Below are 19,464 nucleotides of genomic sequence, written 5' to 3' on the forward strand. Positions count from 1 at the left end.
TTTACCGACGCCGCCCCGTAGGGAAGCCGGTTACGCGGGCGGCCAAACTGCGGCAAAAACTCTCCGAAAAATCTGATCAATTTTTCAGAATTCTTCCGTATTTTTTTGATGGCGTGGACCTCTACCCTTGCGCGCTCACTATTGTTAGCAGGGGAAATCATGCCGCCTCATCGCCTGTCGCGCTCGCGACACAGGACGCTTACGCTCGCCCTCAGCCTTGCAGTGGTCTCAGGCGCGGCTCGCGCGCAAACATCCGCTCCGGCTCCGTTCCCGGCGTTCGTCGACGGCCATCTCGTTCCCTCCCCCGCGGGCCCGGAGCATCACGACGCAGTCCAACTCGCCGCCGATGCCATAACGGCAGCCCATCGTTGGTGTGCCGAACACACGTCGCTTCTGGGCTGTACTTACGTTACCCACGCGATACGCGACATCCCTGGGCAAAGCGGCAAGCGAAGTGCGTATTCGGTGCTCGATATCACTCTTGAGGTTGAGAGTGCGTCGGGGTTGGACGAACGCATCATCAAGGGCGACATCGATATTGTCCGCAGTTGCCCGGTCGACGCCTTGCTGGTCACGGACGGCAGACTTCTTTTGAAGAATCGCGATCCGACGTCCAGCCAGCGCGCAGTCGCCTGTGTTTCGCCGGATGAGTTGCCCAAGCCCGATATGCTGGGCGTTCCGGACGAAAGCGGCGCGAACCAGTGCCCCATCGGCAACAGCCTGCTGGTGGGCAACCCGATCAATCCCCTGACCTTCAGCAAGATTGAGCGGGTGATCGATTATGCCGGGCCGGCCTCGTCGGGACTGATATTCGCGCGCACCTATCACAGCGGCGCGTTCCCGCTCGATGCATGGAAGGCGACCGTCGCCGCACGCTACCCCGCCGGCGCGCGCATCGGGGCCCGCTGGAGGCACAGCTACGACCGCGCTTTCGTTCGCCGCCCGCACTACGACGCCCACGGCAACGCGTATACCACCGCGCTGTACCTGGTCCATGAGGATGGCCGCGAAACCCGCTTCGTCAAGCGGGGAAGCTCCTTCGTTCCCGTCGAAGGCGAACGCGGCAGCTTGCGCGAGCATCCCGAGGGTGGATGGCTGTATACCTGGCCCGACCTCACCGAGGAACGTTACGACGACCGGGGCCGGCTGCGCTCGCGCACAGACGCCAACGGCAACAGGCTGACCCTGCACTACGATGAGATCACAGTGGGCGTCGGTTTCAAGGCAACGGTCCTGGTTCGTGTCAGCGACCGCCAGGGCCGCACGTTGCGCCTCAGCTACGACCGCCTCGGCCGTATCGAAACCGTAGACACGCCCGATGGGCGCCTCAATTACCGCTACAGCGGCGACGTGCTGGTGGGCCTGGACGCCGATCTGGTGAAGGTCGGTTATCCCGACGGGCACCACGTGCAATATCGCTACGACGAGCCGGGCATGGGCGGGACGCCGAACCATAAGCTCACGGGCATCATCGGGAAGGATGGGCAGCGCTTCGCCACCTTCCAGTACGACAGCAGTAACCGTGCCATCGGCTCGTCGCACGGTGCGGATACCGAGCGCACCAGCGTCGGCTCCTCTGGCTCGACCATCACGGTATCGCGCCCCGGCACCCATACCGAATATTGGACGACAACCTATGTAAACGGCGTTATCCGGCTAGGACAGCGTAAACAAGACGTCCGCCGGGAAGATGTCGCGCGTGACTTCGCCTACCTCGGCGGCGGTCTGGTCGCTCGCCAGACCGACTACCTGGGCGTGCCGACCACATACCGTTACGACCGCTCGCGCCAGTTGGAAATCGAGCGCACGGAGGCGGAAGGCACGCCCGTGGCCCGCACCGTCAAGACCACCTGGCATGCCACGTTCGACAAGCCTACGCGCATCGATCGCAGCACCGCATGGACCACCTTCGACTACGACGCCAAGGGCAATCTCATCGAACAGCGCGAGGGCGGTCTGGCCGACGCCAGCGGCACTTCGAACGATCCGTGGCCGGAGGAGCGCGTCACCCGCTATAGCTACGATGATGCCGGACGCCTGCTGACCGTCGACGGCCCCTTGAGCGGCACGGACGACACTATCCGTTACACCTATCGCGCGGCCGACGATGCCGGCTGCGCCACCGGCGGCCCCTGCGCCTGGCGCCAGGGTGACCTGCATACAGTGAACTATCCGTTTGGTCAGGTCCACACCGTGCTCTCCCACGATGCCGCTGGCCGCGTGTTGAGCAGTACCGATGCCAATGGCGTGCGCACCGAGCGCAGCTATGACGCCATGGGCCGTCTGCTGACCGTCACCCTGCGCGCCCGACGCGACGGCACGCCCTCCGCCGCGGACAGCGTGACCCGTGCCACCTACACGGCCAATGGCGAGCTTGACACCGTGACCGATCCCGACGGCGTCACCCTCGTCCACCGCTACAACGCCGCGCACCGCCTGATCGAACAGGTCGACGCGCTCGGCCGCGCATACCGGATCGAACGGAACGCCCAGGGGCTGATCGGCAGCGACCGCTTTCTTCGCGCCGACGGCACGGAGGATCTGGCGCGGGAAGTCACCTACGACAGCCGCGGGGTACCTGAGCGTGTCAAATACTCAGAGCCCGGCGTCGGCTACGAGCTCGTCTATTACGACGTCGACGCCAACGGGCGCCTGCTCCACCAGTACGGTGCACTCAAGAGTCCCATCCTGCGCCGCGATCCCCTCGGCCGGATCGACCACGTCACTGAGGGTTCCGGCAACGAAACCGCTGAAATCCGGCTCGCCTACGACGGCATCGATCGAGTGAAAACCGTGGTCGATCCGAAAGGCTTGTCCACCGCGTATCTGCGCAACGGCCTGGGCGACCTGCTCTGGCGGCGCAGCCCCGATACCGGCGACACGGCGTTCGAGCATGACCCCAACGGCCAACCCGTGCGCGAAACCCCGGCCGATGCCCGCACGGTCGAACGAGCCTACGACGCGGCCGGCCGTCTCGCGACGGTGACGTACAGCGACGACGCGAGAACCACCTTCGCGTATGACCAGCCCGACCCGGCCTGCACCGCCGGGGCAGACTTCGCCGTCGGCCGCTTGAGCACCGTCACCGACCGCGATGGCCGGACAAGCTTTTGCTACGACTTCGCCGGACGCGTCGTGCAGAAGATCCAGGTCACCCGGGGCGTCCTCCTGGAACTGCGCTATGCCTACACTCCGGCCGGCCGCCTGGCCGCGGTCACCTATCCCGACGGGCGTACGGTGACCTATACCCGCGATGCCGCGGGCCAGGTCACCGGGGTGAACACGCAAGCTCCGCTGTCCGCGGCACAACCGGTGATCGCCGCGGTACGCCACGACGCCCTTGGACGTGTCCTCGGCTGGACCGCCGGCACGCGGAACCTGACGCGGCGCTACAGCCCCCTCGGCAAGGTCAGCGGCGTCCAGGACCTTCTTCCCGGCGGCCTGAACCTGGCCATTGGCTACCTTTTGGGTGAGGTCGACACGATCACCAGCGGCCTGACCTACGGCGTGCTCGGCAACGACAAGGCCTCACGCATCGTCATGGCCAACTGGCTCGGTTTGCCTGCCGTGCTACATCAGTACAGTTATGACCGCACCGGCAATCGACTGACCTGGGACACCGGGGTGTTTCAGAAGCGGCACTTCGTCTATGCCGAAGACAGCCACCGGCTGCTCGTCGGCCACAACGTGCCACGCGACTACGACGCCAACGGCAACACCATCCGCATTGGCGAGCGCGAATTCGTCTACGACGCCAGCGGCCGGATGAGCCAGGCCAAGGTCAACGGCGTGGTCGAGATGAATTACGCGTACAACCCGTTCGGACAGCAGGTGGCAAAGTACATCGCGGGCCAGACGACGGTATCGCTACACGACGAGGCCGGCCACTGGCTCGGCGACTACGACGGCGCGGGACAACCGATCCGCCAGGTCGCCTGGCTCGACGACCTGCCCATCGCCGTCATCGATGGGGACGTGATCCGCGACATCCAGATCGATCACCTGGGTACGCCCCGCGTGATCATCGATCGCGCCTCGAACAAGCCGATCTGGACCTGGTCGATCGTCAGCGATCCGTTCGGCAGCGACGCGCCGAACGAAGACCCGGATGGAAACGGCAGCAAGTACCGCTTCGACATGCGCTTTCCGGGGCAGCGTTTCGATGCGGTGACCGGGCTCTACCAGAACGGCTGGCGCGATTACGATCCACGGAGCGGACGGTATGTGCAGAGTGATCCGATCGGGTTGGCCGGCGGCATCTCGACTTATGCGTATGTGAAGAACAATCCGTATGGGCGGATCGACCCGCGCGGACTGGATGGGATGATCGTCACCTTTCCCAACTATATGGTCGACACGGGATTTGGTTTCAAAGCGCCTTTGGGCCATTCCGGTGTCGTTGCTATCAATGACATGACTGGGGATGCACAGTATTTCGATATAGGCCGTTACGGTGGCGAGTACGGGGACGTGCGAGGCCCCTCTCCGGTCGGAAAAATCGCATTCGATGCAATGGGGAATCCGACACACGCGTCACTTGTAGCAGTGTTAGAAAAAGTATCGGGCGAATTTGGTCGAGGATACACGCCCGTGATGGCTGCATACAGTAAAAACGCAGACGCTCTCTCGATGTGGGCTTATGCCATGGAAAGGAAGGAAAACAGAGAACAGTATCCGTATACCGTCAACCCCTTCAGTAAGTACCCGATGAACTTCTGTCACAGCTTCGCCAAGGAAGTGTTTTCAGCAGGAATGAATGAATGAGGTACATTTTAACTGCAATTACCTATACGCTAATGGCATTATCAGCTGTCATGTTCGTGAAGAGTCTCGATCGCGCGCAGGAGGTAGACGATCTGAAGTCTCATATAGAACAGCAAAATCGCGCAATTGCATTCCTTCTATCGCTAAACAATGAAGCCATCTCCGCATGCGCCCTTAAAATAAACGCACTTGATCGATCAGCAAGCGCAAGCGGATACTCGTCGACCACATGGAAGGATGACTACGTATTCATTGGACCATTTCAAATCGAACGGCAGGGCGATTGCATCTCGACGATGAGGCTCATCGGGCTTCCCGGACACGCAGAAAATACTCAAATATGATTTTCATGAGGCGATGTAATCCATCGGCGGCGTTCCGATCCACGAGATACGATGCTTCCATCGCGGTCAGCACCCAATGAAGATCCCGCGGCAGCGGCAGCAAGTACGCCTCCACCGGCTCACCACTGTGACGTGGCGACCGTGTTCTGGGAGAACGGCTTGCGCGATTACGACCGCTAATCCGTAGTGCTACGAAACCGGCTGCGATCGCGACCTGTACCTGCCGGGCGCACTGCCGGCGCTGAGCGCGGCGTCACCGACGGCGCCGGGCGGTGGTCGCCGCCGCGGTTGCCGTCACCGCGCCAGCCACCAGGCGGGCGATTGCCGCCGCCCTGCCAGCCGCCCGGACGGTGGTCGCCGCGGTCCGGCCGGTTGCCGCCCGGCGAGCCGCCGGGGCGGTTGTCGCCTCGCCAGTTGCCGCCTCCGCGATGATCGTTGTCGCGGCCGTCATGCCAGCTGCCCCGCGGCGGCGGATGGCCGTGCCAGTCGCCGCCTCCGCGGCGGTAATAACGCCGGCCGTCGTAACCGTCGTACCAGACCGTGCCGACGCTCAGGCTCGAATAGCAGCAGGCCGGCCCATAGTCGTAATAGCGATACCCCGGCGAATACACCCCCGGCGATACCACCGTCTCTTCGCCGTAATAGGCGTCCGCACCCGTGCCGTTACGGACATAGCCGTAATCCGGGTCGTAATAGCATCCGGCGAGCGGCAGGCACACGGCCACCGCCAGGAGAAGCGAGTGCGCTCGACGCATGGGAGGATCTCCGTGGGGACGATTCAGACACTGCGCTCGCCCCATTGAACGGCCGCTAAAAAGAAAAGGCCGCGCGAGGCGGCCCTTTCCTTTCATTCAGCTTTCACGCTTAGCCCTTGCCCTTCTGCTGGTCGCCGCGCTCGTGCGCCATGTTCGGTTGGATGGCTTCGGGCGATGGGGCCTTCGGCGCGGGGTTGGTCCCGCTGCCTACCGCGTCAGGGGTGCCGGCGGCATGCTGCTCACCAGTCGGCCAGCTCGGTGGCTGACGGTCGCGTTCGCGCTTCGCATCCAGCAATGCCTGGATGTGCGCCACGGCTTCTTCCTGGGTGATGTGCTGGACCGGTGCGTCGTTGCCACCAGCGGTCGCTGCCGGCGCCGGCTTGGCCCTGGGTGCAGTCTTCTTCGCCGCCGGGCCCGGCTTCGGCTTTGCGGCGACGGGCGTGGCCGCCGGCTTCTTCGCCGGGGCGGCGCGTTTCATCGGCGCTGCCTTGGCGACCGGCTGCTTGCGCGCGGGCGTCTTCCGAGTGGCGACCTTTGCCGCAGGTGACTTCCGGGTGGCGGCCTCGGCGGCGGTCTTGCCTGGTGCGGTCTTGCGTGCGGGAGCCTTCTTCACGGCGGCGTTGCGAGCCGACGTCTTGCGCGCAGGGGCTTTCCGGGTCGCGCTTTTCCGCGTCGACGCCTTCTTGGCGACGCCGCGCTTCACGGTGGCCTTGCGCGCCGAGGCGCGCTTCGCGGTCGCCTTCTTCGCGCTCGCCTTGCGCACCGGCATCCGCGCCGTGGCCTTCTTCGCCGCGCCCTTCCGTGCGCCGCCCTTCTTTGCCGCGGCCTTCTTCGCGGCCGGACGGGTGGCGCTCTTGCGCGCTGTCTTCTTGGCGGGGGCTTTCTTCGCCGCCACCTTCTTCGTCGAAGCTTTCTTCGCGGCGGTCTTCTTCGCTGCCGTCTTGCGTGCCGCGGACTTCTTCGCGGCGGACTTTCGGGTCGTAGCCATGCGCTCATTCCTCCTGCGGTAGTAGCCGACGCGAACCGCCCCCCCAGGGGAAACTCGCGTGCATGCCGGACGACATCTAAGGTCGGTTTACGTTCCGGACGGATGCATGATGTAACAGCTGTCGTCCGAAGTCACATGAATCTCTCGGAACAGTCAGGTTGGCATCAGAAAAGTCGGGGTTGCGACAGCGACGCGATGAAGTTGAGCAGCACGCCGGGACGCAGTGCGATGGTAAAAAGCACGCCGTAGAGCGCGCCCCACAGGTGCGCGCTGTGGTTGACGTTGTCGCCGCCGCGCTTGTCCATGTAGATCGAATAGACGACGAAGAGGACGGCGTACAGGATCGCCGGCATCGGCACCACGATCAGGTAGATCTTCGCCCAGGGCGCCAGCAGGATGAAGGCGAAAAGGATCGCCGAGACCGCGCCCGACGCGCCCAGGCTGCGGTAACCCGCGTTGCGCCGGTTGGCGAGGTACGAGGGCAGGATCGAGAACACCAGCGCGCCGATGTAGAAGGTGAGGAAGCCCAGCGGGCCCATGGCGGCGGTGAAGAACTGTTCCATGATCCGGCCGGCGAAATACAGCGAGATCATGTTGAAGAACAGGTGTCCGCCATCGGCATGCACCAGCCCGTAGGTGACCAGCCGGTAGTACTCGCGGCTGCGACTGAGGGCCGGCGGCCAGAGGATCAGGTCGTCCAGCAGGCGGTGGTTGCGGAATGCGACGATCGAGACCACACAGGTGGCGAGGATGATGAGCAGCGTGATCATGCCTGGAAACAACGTCCTTAACGCGTCGAGCCAGCGCGCATCTTGGCGGTATCCCGGGGCATTGTCGAATGCCACCGGTCCACCGCGCGGCTATCATGTCGCCTCCCCCGTTCCCGGTTCCATCGATGTCCCCCATCCGTTTCAAGCAGCTCGACGTCTTCGCCGCCCGTCACGGCGGTGGCAATCCCCTGGGCGTCGTGGTCGACGCCGCCGGCTGGTCGGATGCGCGCATGCAGCGTTTCGCCCATTGGACCAACCTGGTCGAAACCACGTTCCTGATGCCGCCCCGGGCCGAAGGCGCGGGCTATCTGGCCCGCATCTTCACGCCCACCAAGGAAATCCCCTTCGCCGGACACCCGACCATCGGCAGCGCCCATGCCGCCCTCGACGCCGGCATCGTCGAGCCCGACGACTCAGGCATCGTGTGGCAGGAATGCGGCGCAGGCGTGCTGCCGATCCGCGTGGAAGGCAGCGGCCAGGCGCGCGAGCTGTTCGTGCAGGCACCGAAGGCGCGCATCGTCGGCGACGCCTCGTGCGGCGGCGAGACCCTGTCCGCGGTCCTGTATGGCGTGAAGCGCGGCGTACTCCCGCCGGCGTGCGTGGAGGGCGGGCGCCGCTGGTGGATCGCTGAGTTCGCCGACGAGGCCGAACTGCGCGGCTGGCGTCCCGACCATGCCGCCATCCGCGCGCTCGCGCTGGCCACCGACACGCTTGGCCTGTGCGTGTTCGCGCGCTCTGCCGAAGGGCTGGCCGTGCGTGCCTTTCCCGCCGGCGTCGGCATTGTCGAAGACCCGGCTTCCGGAGCGGCCAACGGCCTGATCGCCGCCTACGTGGCGGAGCGCGACGGCGGCGGCGCCCTGGCCAAGGGCTACGTCGTCAGCCAGGGCCGCGAAGTGGGCCACGACGCGCGCATCATCATCCGCATCGACGGTGCCGCCGTATGGGTCGGCGGGCGCACGAACACCATCATCGACGGATCGGTGGACTGGCAGGATCTCTGAACATGCGGATCTGGGTCGATGCCGATGCCTGCCCCAATGTCATCAAGGACATCCTGTTCCGCGCCGCGGAGCGCGAGCAGGTCGAGGTGACCCTGGTGGCGAACCAGTGGATCCGTACGCCCGCCTCGCGCTTCGTCCGCTCCATCCAGGTGCCCGGCGGTTTCGACGTGGCAGACGACGAGATCGTCCGCCGTGTGGAAGCGGGCGACCTGGTGGTGACCCAGGACATCCCGCTCGCTTCGTTCGCCATCGAAAAAGGCGCCCTCGCCCTGCATCCGCGCGGCGAGATGTTCACCAAAGACACCATCGCGGCGCGCCTGTCCATGCGCAACTTCATGGAAGAACTGCGCGGCGCCGGCGTCGATACCGGCGGCCCCGCGGCGATGCACCCGCGCGACCGCCAGGCTTTCGCGAACAAGCTTGACAAATGGCTCGCCCGGCGCCGGGCATCTCATCCAGGCCCTGGGTAAGAGACCTCACCGCAGCTCGTCCAGGCGCTGGCTAAAGGAACTGGCCGCCAATACGCCCGGTTTTTTCGTCAATGCAGGCCGTCGCAGATCTGGTGCACGGTCTCCGCCGAAAAATGCAGTTCCTTCAAGGCTTCCTTGAGCGACTCGCGCGAGTTCACCTCGCTCTCCACCTGCTCCCCGACGCTGCTCGGGGATACGTGCACGAAGGTTTTCCCATCCTGGTAGGCAATCCCTTCGTCATGGACATTCTGCTTCGTGAGCACCTTGAACGTCCCGTCGCCCGATTCCCTCACCGTGATCGAGCGCCCTTCATGCTGCCCTTCGTACACCGTTTTCCAGCTTGCCGTCATAGCGTCCACCCTCGTGTCGCACACAGCGTGCAGGCCCGATTCTGACGAATTCCGGGGGTAGCGATTGTGAAGGCAAGGGGTGTGTAGGAGCGCGCCCTGCGCGCGACAGCCTTTCGCGAGGAGCAACAGGACCTGTTGCCAAGACGCCAAAAGCTGTCGCGCGCAAGGCGCGCTCCTACCCCAGCCTTGCCCGTCGGGCTGCCACCTTCGCCAGTGCCGACCAGTCCAGGTCGCCTTCGTCCGCCGCCAGGGCCTCCAGGAGGGTGTCGTGCAGCACGCTGGCGAAGGGCATCGGCACCCGCTCCGCTTCCGCGGCGGACCGGGCGAGACCGATGTCCTTGAAGCCCAGGCTCATCTTGAAACCGGCGGGCGAATAGTTCTCCTCCGCAATGAGGCCGCCGTAGGTCTTGAACACCGGCGAGGCGAACAGCGAGCCCGACATCACCTCGAGGAAATCCTTCGCCGGAACGCCGTGCGCGCGGGTGAGCGCCGAGGCTTCCGCCATGCTCTCGATCGCTGCGCCGATCAGGAAGTTGCCGCCGATCTTGACGATGTTGGCCCGTACCGGGTCCTCGCCCATGGGCCAGACCTTCGCCGCCAGCGGTTCTAGCAAGGGCAGCACCCTGGCCACCGCCGCGGCCTTCCCCGCAACCACGATGTTGAGATCGCCTGAAGCCGCCACGGCAGGGCGGCCGAAGACGGGAGCGGCCACATAGCCCACGCCGCGCTGCTCGTGCGCCTCGGCCAGTTCGCGCGCGAGAGCCACCGAAATCGTCGCGTGGTTCACGTGCACGGCGCCCTTCGGCAAGGCGTCGAGCACGCCGCTTTCGAGGATAACGTCGCGCACGGCCGCGTCGTTCGCCAGCATGCTGTGCAGCACCTCGGCGTTCGCAGCGGCCGCAATGGCGCTCCCGGCGACCTGCGTGCCCTGCTCCGCCAGCGGCCGAGCCGCCTCCGGCGAACGGTTCCACACCGTCACCGCATGCCCGGCCCTGGCCAGGTTGGCGGCCATGCCGGCACCCATGGCACCGAGGCCGATGAAACCGATCCGTACGCTACCCATCGCTCACTCCGTATCAGACGGCCAGGCCGGCGGCGTGGCCGGAGGCCCAGGCCCATTGGAAGTTGTAGCCACCGAGGTGGCCGGTCACGTCGAGCACTTCGCCCACGAAATAGAGACCGTGCTGGCGGCGCGACATCATCGTGGACGACGACACCTCGTCGGTGTCGACGCCGCCGAGGGTGACCTCGGCGGTGCGATAGCCTTCGGTGCCGCTCGCCACCACCGGCCAGTCGGATAACTGTGCACCGATCGCGTTCAACTCCGCGTCACGGAACTGGCGCATCGGCTTGTTCGGCAGCCAGACCTCACACAGACGTTCCGCGAGACGGCGCGGCAAGAGGCCGGAAAGCACGGTCTTCAGTTCCGCGGCCGGGCGCTCGCTGCGGCCTTCGCGCAGCGCCTCGCCGGCGTCGCGGCCGGGCAGCAGGTCGATACGCAGGTCGGCCCCCGGCTCCCAGTAAGACGAAATCTGCAGGATGGCAGGCCCACTGAGTCCGCGATGAGTGAAAAGCATGGCGTCGCGGAAGGCGCTGCCATCGACCCTCGCTTCCACCGGCAGGGCCACGCCCGCGAGGCCTTCGAAGCGCTCCTGGTGCTTCCCGCTGAGGGTCAGGGGCACGAGGCCCGCACGCACCGGCAGCACGGCATGTCCGAACTGCTCGGCCACGGTGTAACCGAAGCCGGTGGCGCCCAGGCTGGGAATCGAGAGACCGCCGGTAGCCACCACCAGCGAGGCCGCGCGAACATGCCCCAGCGGCGTGTCGCAGGAAAAGCCACCGGCCGCGGCACGCAGGTGCGAAACCGCGCAGCCGGTTTCCACGCGAACCCCCACGGCCGCGCATTCGTCCAGCAGCATGCGCACGATCTGCTTCGACGATTCGTCGCAGAACAGCTGGCCGGGAGCCTTTTCGTGCCATGCGATGCGGTGGCGGTCGACCATGGCGATGAAGTCCCAGGGCGTATAGCGCGCCAGCGCGGATTTGCAGAAGTGCGGGTTGGCGGAGAGGAAGTTCGCCGGCGTGGTGCCGGTGTTGGTGAAATTGCAGCGCCCACCGCCGGACATCAGTATCTTCTTGCCGGCCCGGTTGGCGTGGTCGAGGACGAGTACGCGGCGCCCGCGGCCGCCCGCGACGATGGCCGTCATCAGCCCCGCCGCGCCGGCCCCGATCACGAGGACGTCGTATTCCATGGTCCTTTCCACCCGCAAACCCACATGATACCTGCGCACGACAAGTTCCGGCCGGTCGATGCCCGCGCCGACCTCTCCGGACGGGTGTAGGAGCGCGCCTGCGCGCGACATGTTTTCGCGCCTGTCCCCAAGGCTGGCGCGCCAGCTCCAGGGCACGGCCTCAAAACATGTCGCGCGCAGGGCGCGCTCCTACACTCGCTGTCGCGTAAACTTGTCGGCGCTCCCCTTCGAAAGGACCCCGACCATGCCCTCCTTCGACATCGTCTCGGAAGTCGACACGCACGAACTCACCAACGCCGTGGACCAGGCCAACCGCGAGGTCAGCACGCGCTTCGACCTGCGCGGTACCTCGGCGAAGTACGAACTCGAGGAAAACGTCATCACCCAGAAGGCGGACAACGAGTTCCAGCTGAAGCAGATGCTCGACATCCTTCGCGGCCGTCTCTCCGCCCGCGGCATCGACGTGCGCGCCATGGACGAGGGCAAGGTCGAGACGAACCTCGCCGAAGCGCGGCAGAAGATCACCATCAAGCAGGGCATCGAGCAGCCGGTGGCGAAGAAGATCGTCGCGAAGATCAAGGAGGCCAAGCTGAAGGTGGAGGCCCAGATCAACGGCGAGAAGGTCCGCGTCACCGGGAAGAAGCGCGACGACCTGCAGACGGCGATGGCGATGCTGCGCAAGGCGGACATCGAGGTACCGCTGCAGTTCGAAAACTTCCGCGATTGACGCTGGAAAATTTCCGTGCCAATCCTCGAAATTGCACGCTGAATGTAGGAGCGCGCCTTGCGCGCGACAGGTTTTGAGGCCGTGAGCCACTGGCCCTGTTGCTCCTCGCGAAAACCTGTCGCGCGCAAGGCGCGCTCCTACAATGACGCGATACGGCTGCGGTTGCGGCCTTCGTTCTTCGCTTCGTACAGCGCGTCGTCCGCCCGGCCCAGCAGGGAGTTGAGCGATTCCGGCGCGCGCCACATGGCCACGCCGGCGCTCACCGTGATGCGGATCCGGTAGTCGCCGTGCACGATGACCATTGCGCCGAGGGCGTGGCGCACGCGCTCGGTGATATCCAGGGCATGCTCGGCGAGCGCACCGGGCAGGCAGAGGATGAATTCCTCGCCGCCGAAGCGGCCGGCCAGGTCGTCCGCGCGGCACATGGAGGAGATCACCCGCATCGTCTCGCGGATCACGGTGTCGCCCGCTAGGTGGCCGTAGGTGTCGTTCACCGACTTGAAGTCGTCGATGTCGATGAGCACGACGCTGAAGGGGATGCCGTCGGCCGCGGCACCCTGGCGGACCCGCTCGGCCTGCTCGAGGAAACGGCGGCGGTTGAGCGAGCCGGTGAGCTCGTCCGTTCCGGCTAGGTGGTCCAGGCGCTCGTTGGCCGCCTTGAGGTCGCGCGTGCGCGCGTCCACCTGGGCCTGCAGCAGCTGGGCGCGGCGGCGCAGGTATAGCGTGCGCAGGTACACGAGGCCGAAGAATGCCGCCACACCGAGGGCGATGCCGAGCAGCAGCGTCCAGGGGCTCTCGTACCAGCGCGGCGTCACGACCACGCGCACCGAAGTCTCCACGGTATGCGCGTCCAGGCCGCGCATGGTGGCGCGCAGGCGAAGCGTGTAGGTGCCGCTGGGGAGGTTGGTGTAGATCGCGCTGGGCGGGATGCCGCGAGGTACCTCGTTCCACGCGGCATCCGTGCCGTCCATTCGGTACGCGTAATGGGTTTCCATCGGCGCGCGGAAGTCGAGCAGTGCGAAATCGAGGCGCAGGTTGCGGCCATTGCCGGAAAGCGCCACTTCGCCGTCATCGCCTGGAATTGCTCGCAGCGGCAGCGGCCGATCGTTAACGGACACCTGGGTGACGGCGAGGCGTGCAGGACCGGCTGCCGGAGCCACCCAATATGGGCGTACCACGGTCAGGCCGCCCAGGCCGCCGAACATCAGTTCGCCACCGGGTGCCTCCGCGGCCGCGCGGTGGATGTAGCTGGGAATCCGCAGCCCGTCGCGGATGCCGAGGTCGGCCACGCGGTGGGTTGCCGTGTCTACCATGGCCACGCCGTTGGCCATCGACGCCCAGACGCGATCGTTGCGGTCGATCAGCAAGGCGTTGATCTTCGTGTTGGACAGACCCTCGCGCGCGCCGACCAGGCCGAAGCGGAACGGACCGCGCGGCTTGAAGTCGTCGATGTACGCGATGCCGCCAAAGGTGCCGAGCCAGAGGCGGCCATGCGAGTCGAAGGCCATCGAGCCGGTGTAATCCTGCGGCAGGCTGTCCGGATTGGCCGGGTCGTGGAACAGGTTCACGAACCCGGGCTCGCCGTCATAGGAGATGCTGATGCCGCTGATCGTGGCGTACCACCAGGCGCCCGGCATGCGCACGATGTAGCGCACCTGGTCGCCCGCGAGGCTTTTCGGATCGTCCTCGTCGTGGCGCATCTGGGTAAGCTCGCCATGGACGGTGTCGTAGCGGAACAGGCCGTCGTAGCCCCCGATGAGAATGTCGTCGCCCTCCCGGCGCATCGACAGGATCAGCCGCCCGTCCAGGCTCGGGATCATCGAACTCTTCAGTTCGAAGGTGTCCGGATCGATGCGCGAGATGCCCTGGGCACCGGCCCATATGGAACCGTCGGGTGCGACCACGAAGGCCTGCACGTCGCGGTCGGCCTGTTCGCCGCCGAGCTGCAGGTGGCGCATCGTGCCTTTGCCAAGGTCGAGTACGTCGATACGGCCCATGCCCAGGCCAAGCCAGATGCGTCCCCGCGGGTCGACGAAGATCGAATGCACGTTGGCGTTCGAGAGCGTGTGGGTCTCCAGCGGCGACGGCAGCACCGAGAACGCCTTGCGGCCATGCGGGTCGTAATGCCCGGCGCCGACTTCGGTGGCGACCCAGATGTTGCCGGCCGTGTCCTGGTAGAGGTCGCGTGTGATGTCGCCGGGCAGCGAGGACGGCATCGCCGCGTCATGCGACAGCGTGCGTACGCGGCCCGTGCCGAAGTCGTAGGCGACCACGCCCGCGCCATCCGTCGCTGCCCACAGCTCGCCCTGCGGCGTCTCGAGGAAGGCGCGCATCGTGCGGCGGCGGGCCATGCTGTTCTTACCGGAAAAGCCAGCCACGCCGTGGCCCTGCCCCTTGGCGTCGATGTACACGGCACCGGATTGGCCCGTGCCCACCCAGAGCCGGCCCTTGCTGTCCTCCAGGAGGGCCCAGACCTGATCGCGGAGGATTTCGTCCACGGCGGGGTCGCTCGAACGCACCCGCTGGAAATGGCCGCCGGGCTTGCGCACGAAGAGGCCGTTGTCCACCCCCGCCCAGACGTTGCCGGCCTTGTCCTCGGCCACCACGAAAGTGCGCGGCAGCATTTCCCTGGCATCGAGAGGCCCCTGCGATTCGTGCGTGATCTTTCCGCTGGCCAGGTCGAGCCTGTCTACGCCACGCTCGGTGGCGATCCAGAAGACCCCCCGTTCGTGGGAACGGGTAATGGCGAAGATCTTGCCGTCGGAGGTGCCGCCCGGTCCCGTCGGGTAGACGTGGAAGCGCATGGTCTCCGGATCGAAGCGGACCAGCCCGCCTGCGTTGGTGCCGATCAGGAGCCCGCCGTCATCGAGGGGCACCAGCGCGCGCACGTAGGAGTCGGGTAGTACGGCGCCGGCGTAGGAGTCCGGCTCCTGCCCGAACACCTGCATGCGGTAGCCGTCATAGCGGACGAGGCCACCGAAGGTGCCGATCCAGATGAGGCCGCGCGTGTCTTGCACGATGGCCGTGGTGGTCGAATGCGGCAGACCGTCGGCCACGCCGACGGTGTCGAACCACGTCGACTCGTAGACGGCCCACGGGTCCACCGGGGCGGCGGGGGCCGTCTGGGCGGCGGCCAGCGGCGTGAACACGCAGCACAACCATCCCGCGAGGGCGAACAAACGTGCTCGGAGGCGCGGGAAACGAGCGGGCCGCGGCTGGCGGTCAGCCTGCATGTGCCGGTGTCGGGGTGAGGTACCGAACGAACGCGTCGGCGCTCATCGGGCGGGCAAAGAAATACCCCTGGCCGATGTCGCAGCCAAGGTCGCGCAGCCAGTCGGCCTGCGCTTCCGTCTCGACGCCCTCGGCGATCGTGCGCATGTTGAGCTTCTTCGCCAGCCCGACGATGGCTTCCGTGATCTCGCGATCGGCGAGGTTCGAGCTGCTGCCGCGGACGAAGGACTGGTCGATCTTGATAGTGCCCACCGGCAGCTCGCGCAGGTGGCTGAGGTTCCAGTAACCCGCGCCGAAGTCGTCGATGAGCAGGTCGAACCCGTGCGAGCGCAGCTTCACCAGCTGGCGCATGGTTTCTTCGGGCTGGCGCATCGCGGTGGACTCGGTGAGCTCGAAGCGGATCCGCATCGGATCGACGCCGTAGGAGCGCACCGCGCGGTGCAGCGTATCGACGAAGGCCGGGCGGCTGAGCTCGTGCATGGACAGGTTGATCGCGACGTAGTCGACCACCGTGCCCGACGCGTCCCAGGCCTGCAACTGGTTCAGCACGGCGCGCAGCACGTATTCGCCCAACGCGTGGATGAGGCCGGAACGCTCGGCGATCGCCACGAAGACCGATGGCGGCACGTCGCCCCGGGCGGGGTGCGGCCAGCGCGCCAGGGCTTCCACACCGGCGAGCGTACCGTCGCGCAGGTTGCGTTTGGGCTGGTATTCCACGGTGAGCTGGCCGGCCTGCAGGGCCTCGCGTAGCTCCACGGTGAGGGCCAGGCGCTCGCGCGCCTGCTCGAGCATGCCTTCCTCGTAGAAACGGAAATCGGCCTTGCCGGTTTCCTTCACCGCGTACATGGCGGCGTCCGCGTTGCGCAGGAGCGTTCCCGCCACCAGGCCATCCTGCGGCGCCACGGCCACGCCAATGCTCGGACTCACCGCGACGAACTGGCCGGCCACGTTCACCGGTTTGGAAACGAGGTCGAGCACCTTGCGGCAGACGCGGACCAGGTTCTCCATGCCGCCGTAAGCCTGCACGATCACCACGAATTCGTCGCCGCCGAAGCGCGACACCGTGTCGCGTTCGCGCACGCTGCTGCGCAGCGACGAGGCGACCGCGCGGAGGAAGGTGTCGCCCGCCTCGTGCCCGAGGGTGTCGTTGATCGACTTGAAGCCGTCGAGGTCGATGAACATCACCGCGAGCGCCACCTGAGGCTCGGCCAGCGCCTTTTCGAGTTCACGCATCAGGTAGGCGCGGTTCGGCAGGCCGGTGAGCGTGTCGTGGTAGGCGTGGAAGGCCAGCGCGCGGCTGGCCTGCTCGCGGGGATCCTCGAGCTTCGCGTGGAGGTGGCGGCGCTGGCGTACCAGCCAGGCGATGACGGCGGCCGCGAGCGCGCAGACGACGACGAGCGCCAGCATCCAGCCCAACCCGGCGCCGACGGTGCCGACGGTGGCGCAACCGGCCACGTCGCCCGGTCCGAGAACGGACCAGTGCGCGCACTTCGACACGGCGAGGTGCATGCCGCTCTCGACGCTGCGATGTGTCAGCACTCCACGCTCCGGCCCGGCTTCCGGGACACGTCGCCGGCCGGCATGAAGGTCAGCCGGCCCGCGGATTCAACGAAATGTCCGAGGACGGCGCCGCGGTTCCCGGAAAAAGCCCGGGCGCGGCGCCACTTGTCCCCTGGATTATCGGCCACACTGCCCCCGGCTTTAGCCCTACGCGCCGATCATTCCGGCGTCGGGCGAAAAACGCAATGATCAGTTGGCCGAGAGGTACTTGTCGAACCAGCCCAGGGCACGGGCCAGCACGTCGCGGCGGTTGGCTTCGCCGGCGAAACCGTGGCCCTCGCCCGGGTACACCACCAGCGAGGTGGGCACGCCCTGCGCGCGCAGCGCGTGCCAGAACTCAAACGATTGCGGCGCCGGGCATTCGGCATCGCGCTCGCCCACCACGATCAGGGTCGGGGTCTTCACCTGCTTGATGAAGTTGATCGCCGAGCTCTTCGCGTACACCGAAGGGTCGTCGTACACGGAGGCGCCGAAGAACGGCTTCATCCACTGGTCGATCAGGTTCTGGCCGTAGTAGCTCTGCCAGTTGGAGATGCCCGCCCCCGCCACCGCGGCGCGGAAACGTCCGGTCTGGGTCACGCCGAACATGGTCATGAAGCCGCCGTAGCTCCAGCCGGTGAGGCCCAGGCGCTTGTCGTCCACCGGATGGTTCTTCTCGATGGCATCCACGCCGGCCAGCACGTCGCGCATGTCGCCGTAACCGAAGTCCTTGCGGTTGGCCTGCACGAAGGCTTCGCCCTGGCCGTAGCTGCCGCGCGGATTGGGCATGAAGACGAAATAGCCGAGGGCCGAGAGCGGCGCGCCGCCATAGCCGACGCTGGGCCAGCGCGGCGCCACCATGGATGCCGGGCCGCCGTGGATCGACACGATCATGCCGTAGCGCTTGGACGCGTCGTAGTTCGCCGGATAGAGCAGCCAGCCCTGGACGTCATGGCCTTCGTTCTTCCACGAAATCGATTCGGCCTTGCCCCAGGACGGCTTCAGTCCTGCATTGAACGACGTGACGGTCTTCGGCATCGAGCTTCCGTCCAGGCTCGCGACCTGGACCTCGGGGGCCTTGTCGAACGAACTTGCCGTAAACGCGGCGGTGCGCGCGTCGGCGCTCAGCGAAACCGACATCGACAGCCGGCCGTCGCCGATGCTCATCGGCGTTTCGAACAGCGTGGTGGCCTTGGAGCCGCCCTCGCCCAGCTCGTAGCTCGACACCCGGCTGGCGCCGGCGGCGTGTTCGCCCACCAGCAGGCGGCCGGGGCCTGTCCAGGCCAGCCAGGCCGGCGTCGTGTGGATGCCGGGCGTGACGTCCACCGGCTCCGCACCGCCGGCGGAGGACACCGTCCAGATGTCGCCACCATTGGAGCCCTGGTCGCTCATCAGGCCGCCGACGAAGGCGATCTGCGCACCGTCGGGCGAGAAGCGCGGCACGGCCATCTGGAGGTCTTTCAGGGGCCCCGAAAGCTTTACCGTGTCGACCAGCAGCACGGCTTTCGCACCGGCGCTGGCGGGTTGCGCATAAAGCTTCGCGACCCACCAGTTGTTGTCGCCAGGCGGTTCGGCGGCGACATAGGCGATGCGGTCGCCGTTGGGGGAGAAGGAGAACTCGTAGACATGGAGCCCGGCGGGCGTGAGCGTGCGCACCTCGCCACCGGCGGCATCGACGGTCGCGACCTGCTGTACCTCGATGCCTTCGACCCCGATTTCGCCGAGCTGCGGCTTGGCCGCCGCGGTGGCGCTGGCGCGGCGGGTGGCGTTCGGCACGTAGAGGAAACCGAGGGCCTTGCCGTCCGGCCGCCACTCGAGGCCATGGACGTAACCCTTGAGATGGGTGATTCGCTTCGCCGGTGCCTTGCCCGCGATATCCACGACGTTGATGTCGTTCTGCCTGCCCTCTTCCACGCCCGGGCCCTTGCCCGCGCAGTCGGAGAGGAAGGCGAGGTGGCGGGAGTCAGGCGCCCAGATGGCTTCGGTTTCGCTGCAGCCCTTGGCGGCGGTGACGCGGTGGGCATGGCTCCCGTCCGCGTCGGCCACCTGGAGTACGGGCTTTCCGTCGGTCTTGACCGTCCATGCGAGGTGTTTCGCATCCGGCGAGAGGGCGACCGACCCGATCGAGCGCACCTTGCCGAGGCCCTCGAGGATCGCCGCGATCCGCGGATCTTCCGCGGTCTTGGCAGGGTTGTCGGCATAAGCTGCGCCCGCGCAGGCGAGCGCAACGGCGGCGGCGATCCACTTCGTACGCATGGGTGGCCCTAGCTGTG

At 66.4% G+C, this 19,464-nt stretch carries 13 protein-coding genes; 4 read left to right on the forward strand and 9 right to left on the reverse strand.

Going from position 1 to position 19,464, the window contains the following annotated elements:
- Nucleotides 1-159 precede the first annotated feature (159 nt).
- Nucleotides 160-4,764, forward strand: coding sequence for an RHS repeat-associated core domain-containing protein (locus ACR9ZH_RS08840; RefSeq protein WP_481290390.1), 4,605 nt, complete (start codon nucleotides 160-162; stop codon nucleotides 4,762-4,764).
- A gap of 520 nt (nucleotides 4,765-5,284) precedes the next feature.
- On the opposite strand, the gene ACR9ZH_RS08845 is transcribed toward ACR9ZH_RS08840, so the two are convergent.
- The 3 genes from ACR9ZH_RS08845 to ACR9ZH_RS08855 form a co-directional block, all read right to left on the reverse strand.
- Nucleotides 5,285-5,863 carry a hypothetical protein gene (locus ACR9ZH_RS08845; RefSeq protein ID WP_481290391.1) on the reverse strand — a complete coding sequence of 193 codons (579 nt, stop codon included), beginning with the start codon at nucleotides 5,861-5,863 and terminating at the stop codon, nucleotides 5,285-5,287.
- A gap of 109 nt (nucleotides 5,864-5,972) precedes the next feature.
- The gene (locus ACR9ZH_RS08850) at nucleotides 5,973-6,851 is read right to left on the reverse strand and encodes a histone H1-like repetitive region-containing protein (RefSeq protein ID WP_481290392.1); all 879 of its coding nucleotides are present in this window, start codon (nucleotides 6,849-6,851) and stop codon (nucleotides 5,973-5,975) included.
- 164 nt (nucleotides 6,852-7,015) lie between these two features.
- A complete protein-coding gene (locus tag ACR9ZH_RS08855) occupies nucleotides 7,016-7,621 on the reverse strand; it encodes a rhomboid family intramembrane serine protease (RefSeq protein ID WP_481290393.1) in 606 nt (201 codons plus the stop codon).
- A 125-nt stretch (nucleotides 7,622-7,746) separates the two neighbouring features.
- On the opposite strand from ACR9ZH_RS08855, the gene ACR9ZH_RS08860 reads away from it, so the two are divergent.
- Together ACR9ZH_RS08860 and ACR9ZH_RS08865 are read left to right on the forward strand one after the other, a co-directional pair.
- The gene (locus tag ACR9ZH_RS08860; protein WP_481290394.1) at nucleotides 7,747-8,622 is read left to right on the forward strand and encodes a PhzF family phenazine biosynthesis protein; all 876 of its coding nucleotides are present in this window, start codon (nucleotides 7,747-7,749) and stop codon (nucleotides 8,620-8,622) included.
- 2 nt (nucleotides 8,623-8,624) lie between these two features.
- Nucleotides 8,625-9,092 carry a YaiI/YqxD family protein gene (locus ACR9ZH_RS08865; RefSeq protein WP_481290395.1) on the forward strand — a complete coding sequence of 156 codons (468 nt, stop codon included), beginning with the start codon at nucleotides 8,625-8,627 and terminating at the stop codon, nucleotides 9,090-9,092.
- Between the two features lie 68 nt (nucleotides 9,093-9,160).
- Here the strand turns inward: ACR9ZH_RS08865 and ACR9ZH_RS08870 are convergent, their stop codons facing one another.
- From ACR9ZH_RS08870 to ACR9ZH_RS08880, 3 genes are all read right to left on the reverse strand, one after another.
- Complete coding sequence (locus ACR9ZH_RS08870) at nucleotides 9,161-9,442, reverse strand: hypothetical protein (protein ID WP_481290396.1); 282 nt, start codon at nucleotides 9,440-9,442, stop codon at nucleotides 9,161-9,163.
- A 175-nt stretch (nucleotides 9,443-9,617) separates the two neighbouring features.
- Nucleotides 9,618-10,505, reverse strand: a complete 888-nt coding sequence (locus tag ACR9ZH_RS08875; RefSeq protein WP_481290397.1) for an NAD(P)-dependent oxidoreductase — start codon at nucleotides 10,503-10,505, stop codon at nucleotides 9,618-9,620.
- Nucleotides 10,506-10,518: 13 nt separating this feature from the next.
- The gene (locus ACR9ZH_RS08880; protein ID WP_481290398.1) at nucleotides 10,519-11,694 is read right to left on the reverse strand and encodes a BaiN/RdsA family NAD(P)/FAD-dependent oxidoreductase; all 1,176 of its coding nucleotides are present in this window, start codon (nucleotides 11,692-11,694) and stop codon (nucleotides 10,519-10,521) included.
- 244 nt (nucleotides 11,695-11,938) lie between these two features.
- Between ACR9ZH_RS08880 and ACR9ZH_RS08885 the strand changes: the two genes are divergently transcribed.
- Nucleotides 11,939-12,421 (forward strand): YajQ family cyclic di-GMP-binding protein, encoded by a 483-nt coding sequence (locus ACR9ZH_RS08885; protein WP_481290399.1) that lies wholly within the window; start codon nucleotides 11,939-11,941, stop codon nucleotides 12,419-12,421.
- 137 nt (nucleotides 12,422-12,558) lie between these two features.
- On the opposite strand, the gene ACR9ZH_RS08890 is transcribed toward ACR9ZH_RS08885, so the two are convergent.
- The 3 genes from ACR9ZH_RS08890 to ACR9ZH_RS08900 all read right to left on the reverse strand — a co-directional run bounded on the left by ACR9ZH_RS08890 (nucleotide 12,559) and on the right by ACR9ZH_RS08900 (nucleotide 19,447).
- Nucleotides 12,559-15,570, reverse strand: coding sequence for a diguanylate cyclase (locus ACR9ZH_RS08890; RefSeq protein WP_481290400.1), 3,012 nt, complete (start codon nucleotides 15,568-15,570; stop codon nucleotides 12,559-12,561).
- Nucleotides 15,571-15,643: 73 nt separating this feature from the next.
- On the reverse strand, nucleotides 15,644-17,191 hold the full coding sequence (locus tag ACR9ZH_RS08895; RefSeq protein ID WP_481290401.1) for a putative bifunctional diguanylate cyclase/phosphodiesterase: 1,548 nt from the start codon (nucleotides 17,189-17,191) through the stop codon (nucleotides 15,644-15,646).
- Between the two features lie 210 nt (nucleotides 17,192-17,401).
- Nucleotides 17,402-19,447 carry a S9 family peptidase gene (locus tag ACR9ZH_RS08900; protein WP_481290402.1) on the reverse strand — a complete coding sequence of 682 codons (2,046 nt, stop codon included), beginning with the start codon at nucleotides 19,445-19,447 and terminating at the stop codon, nucleotides 17,402-17,404.
- Nucleotides 19,448-19,464 lie beyond the last annotated feature (17 nt).

It is taken from the genome of Luteibacter sp. SVR4-7G, assembly GCF_056755555.1.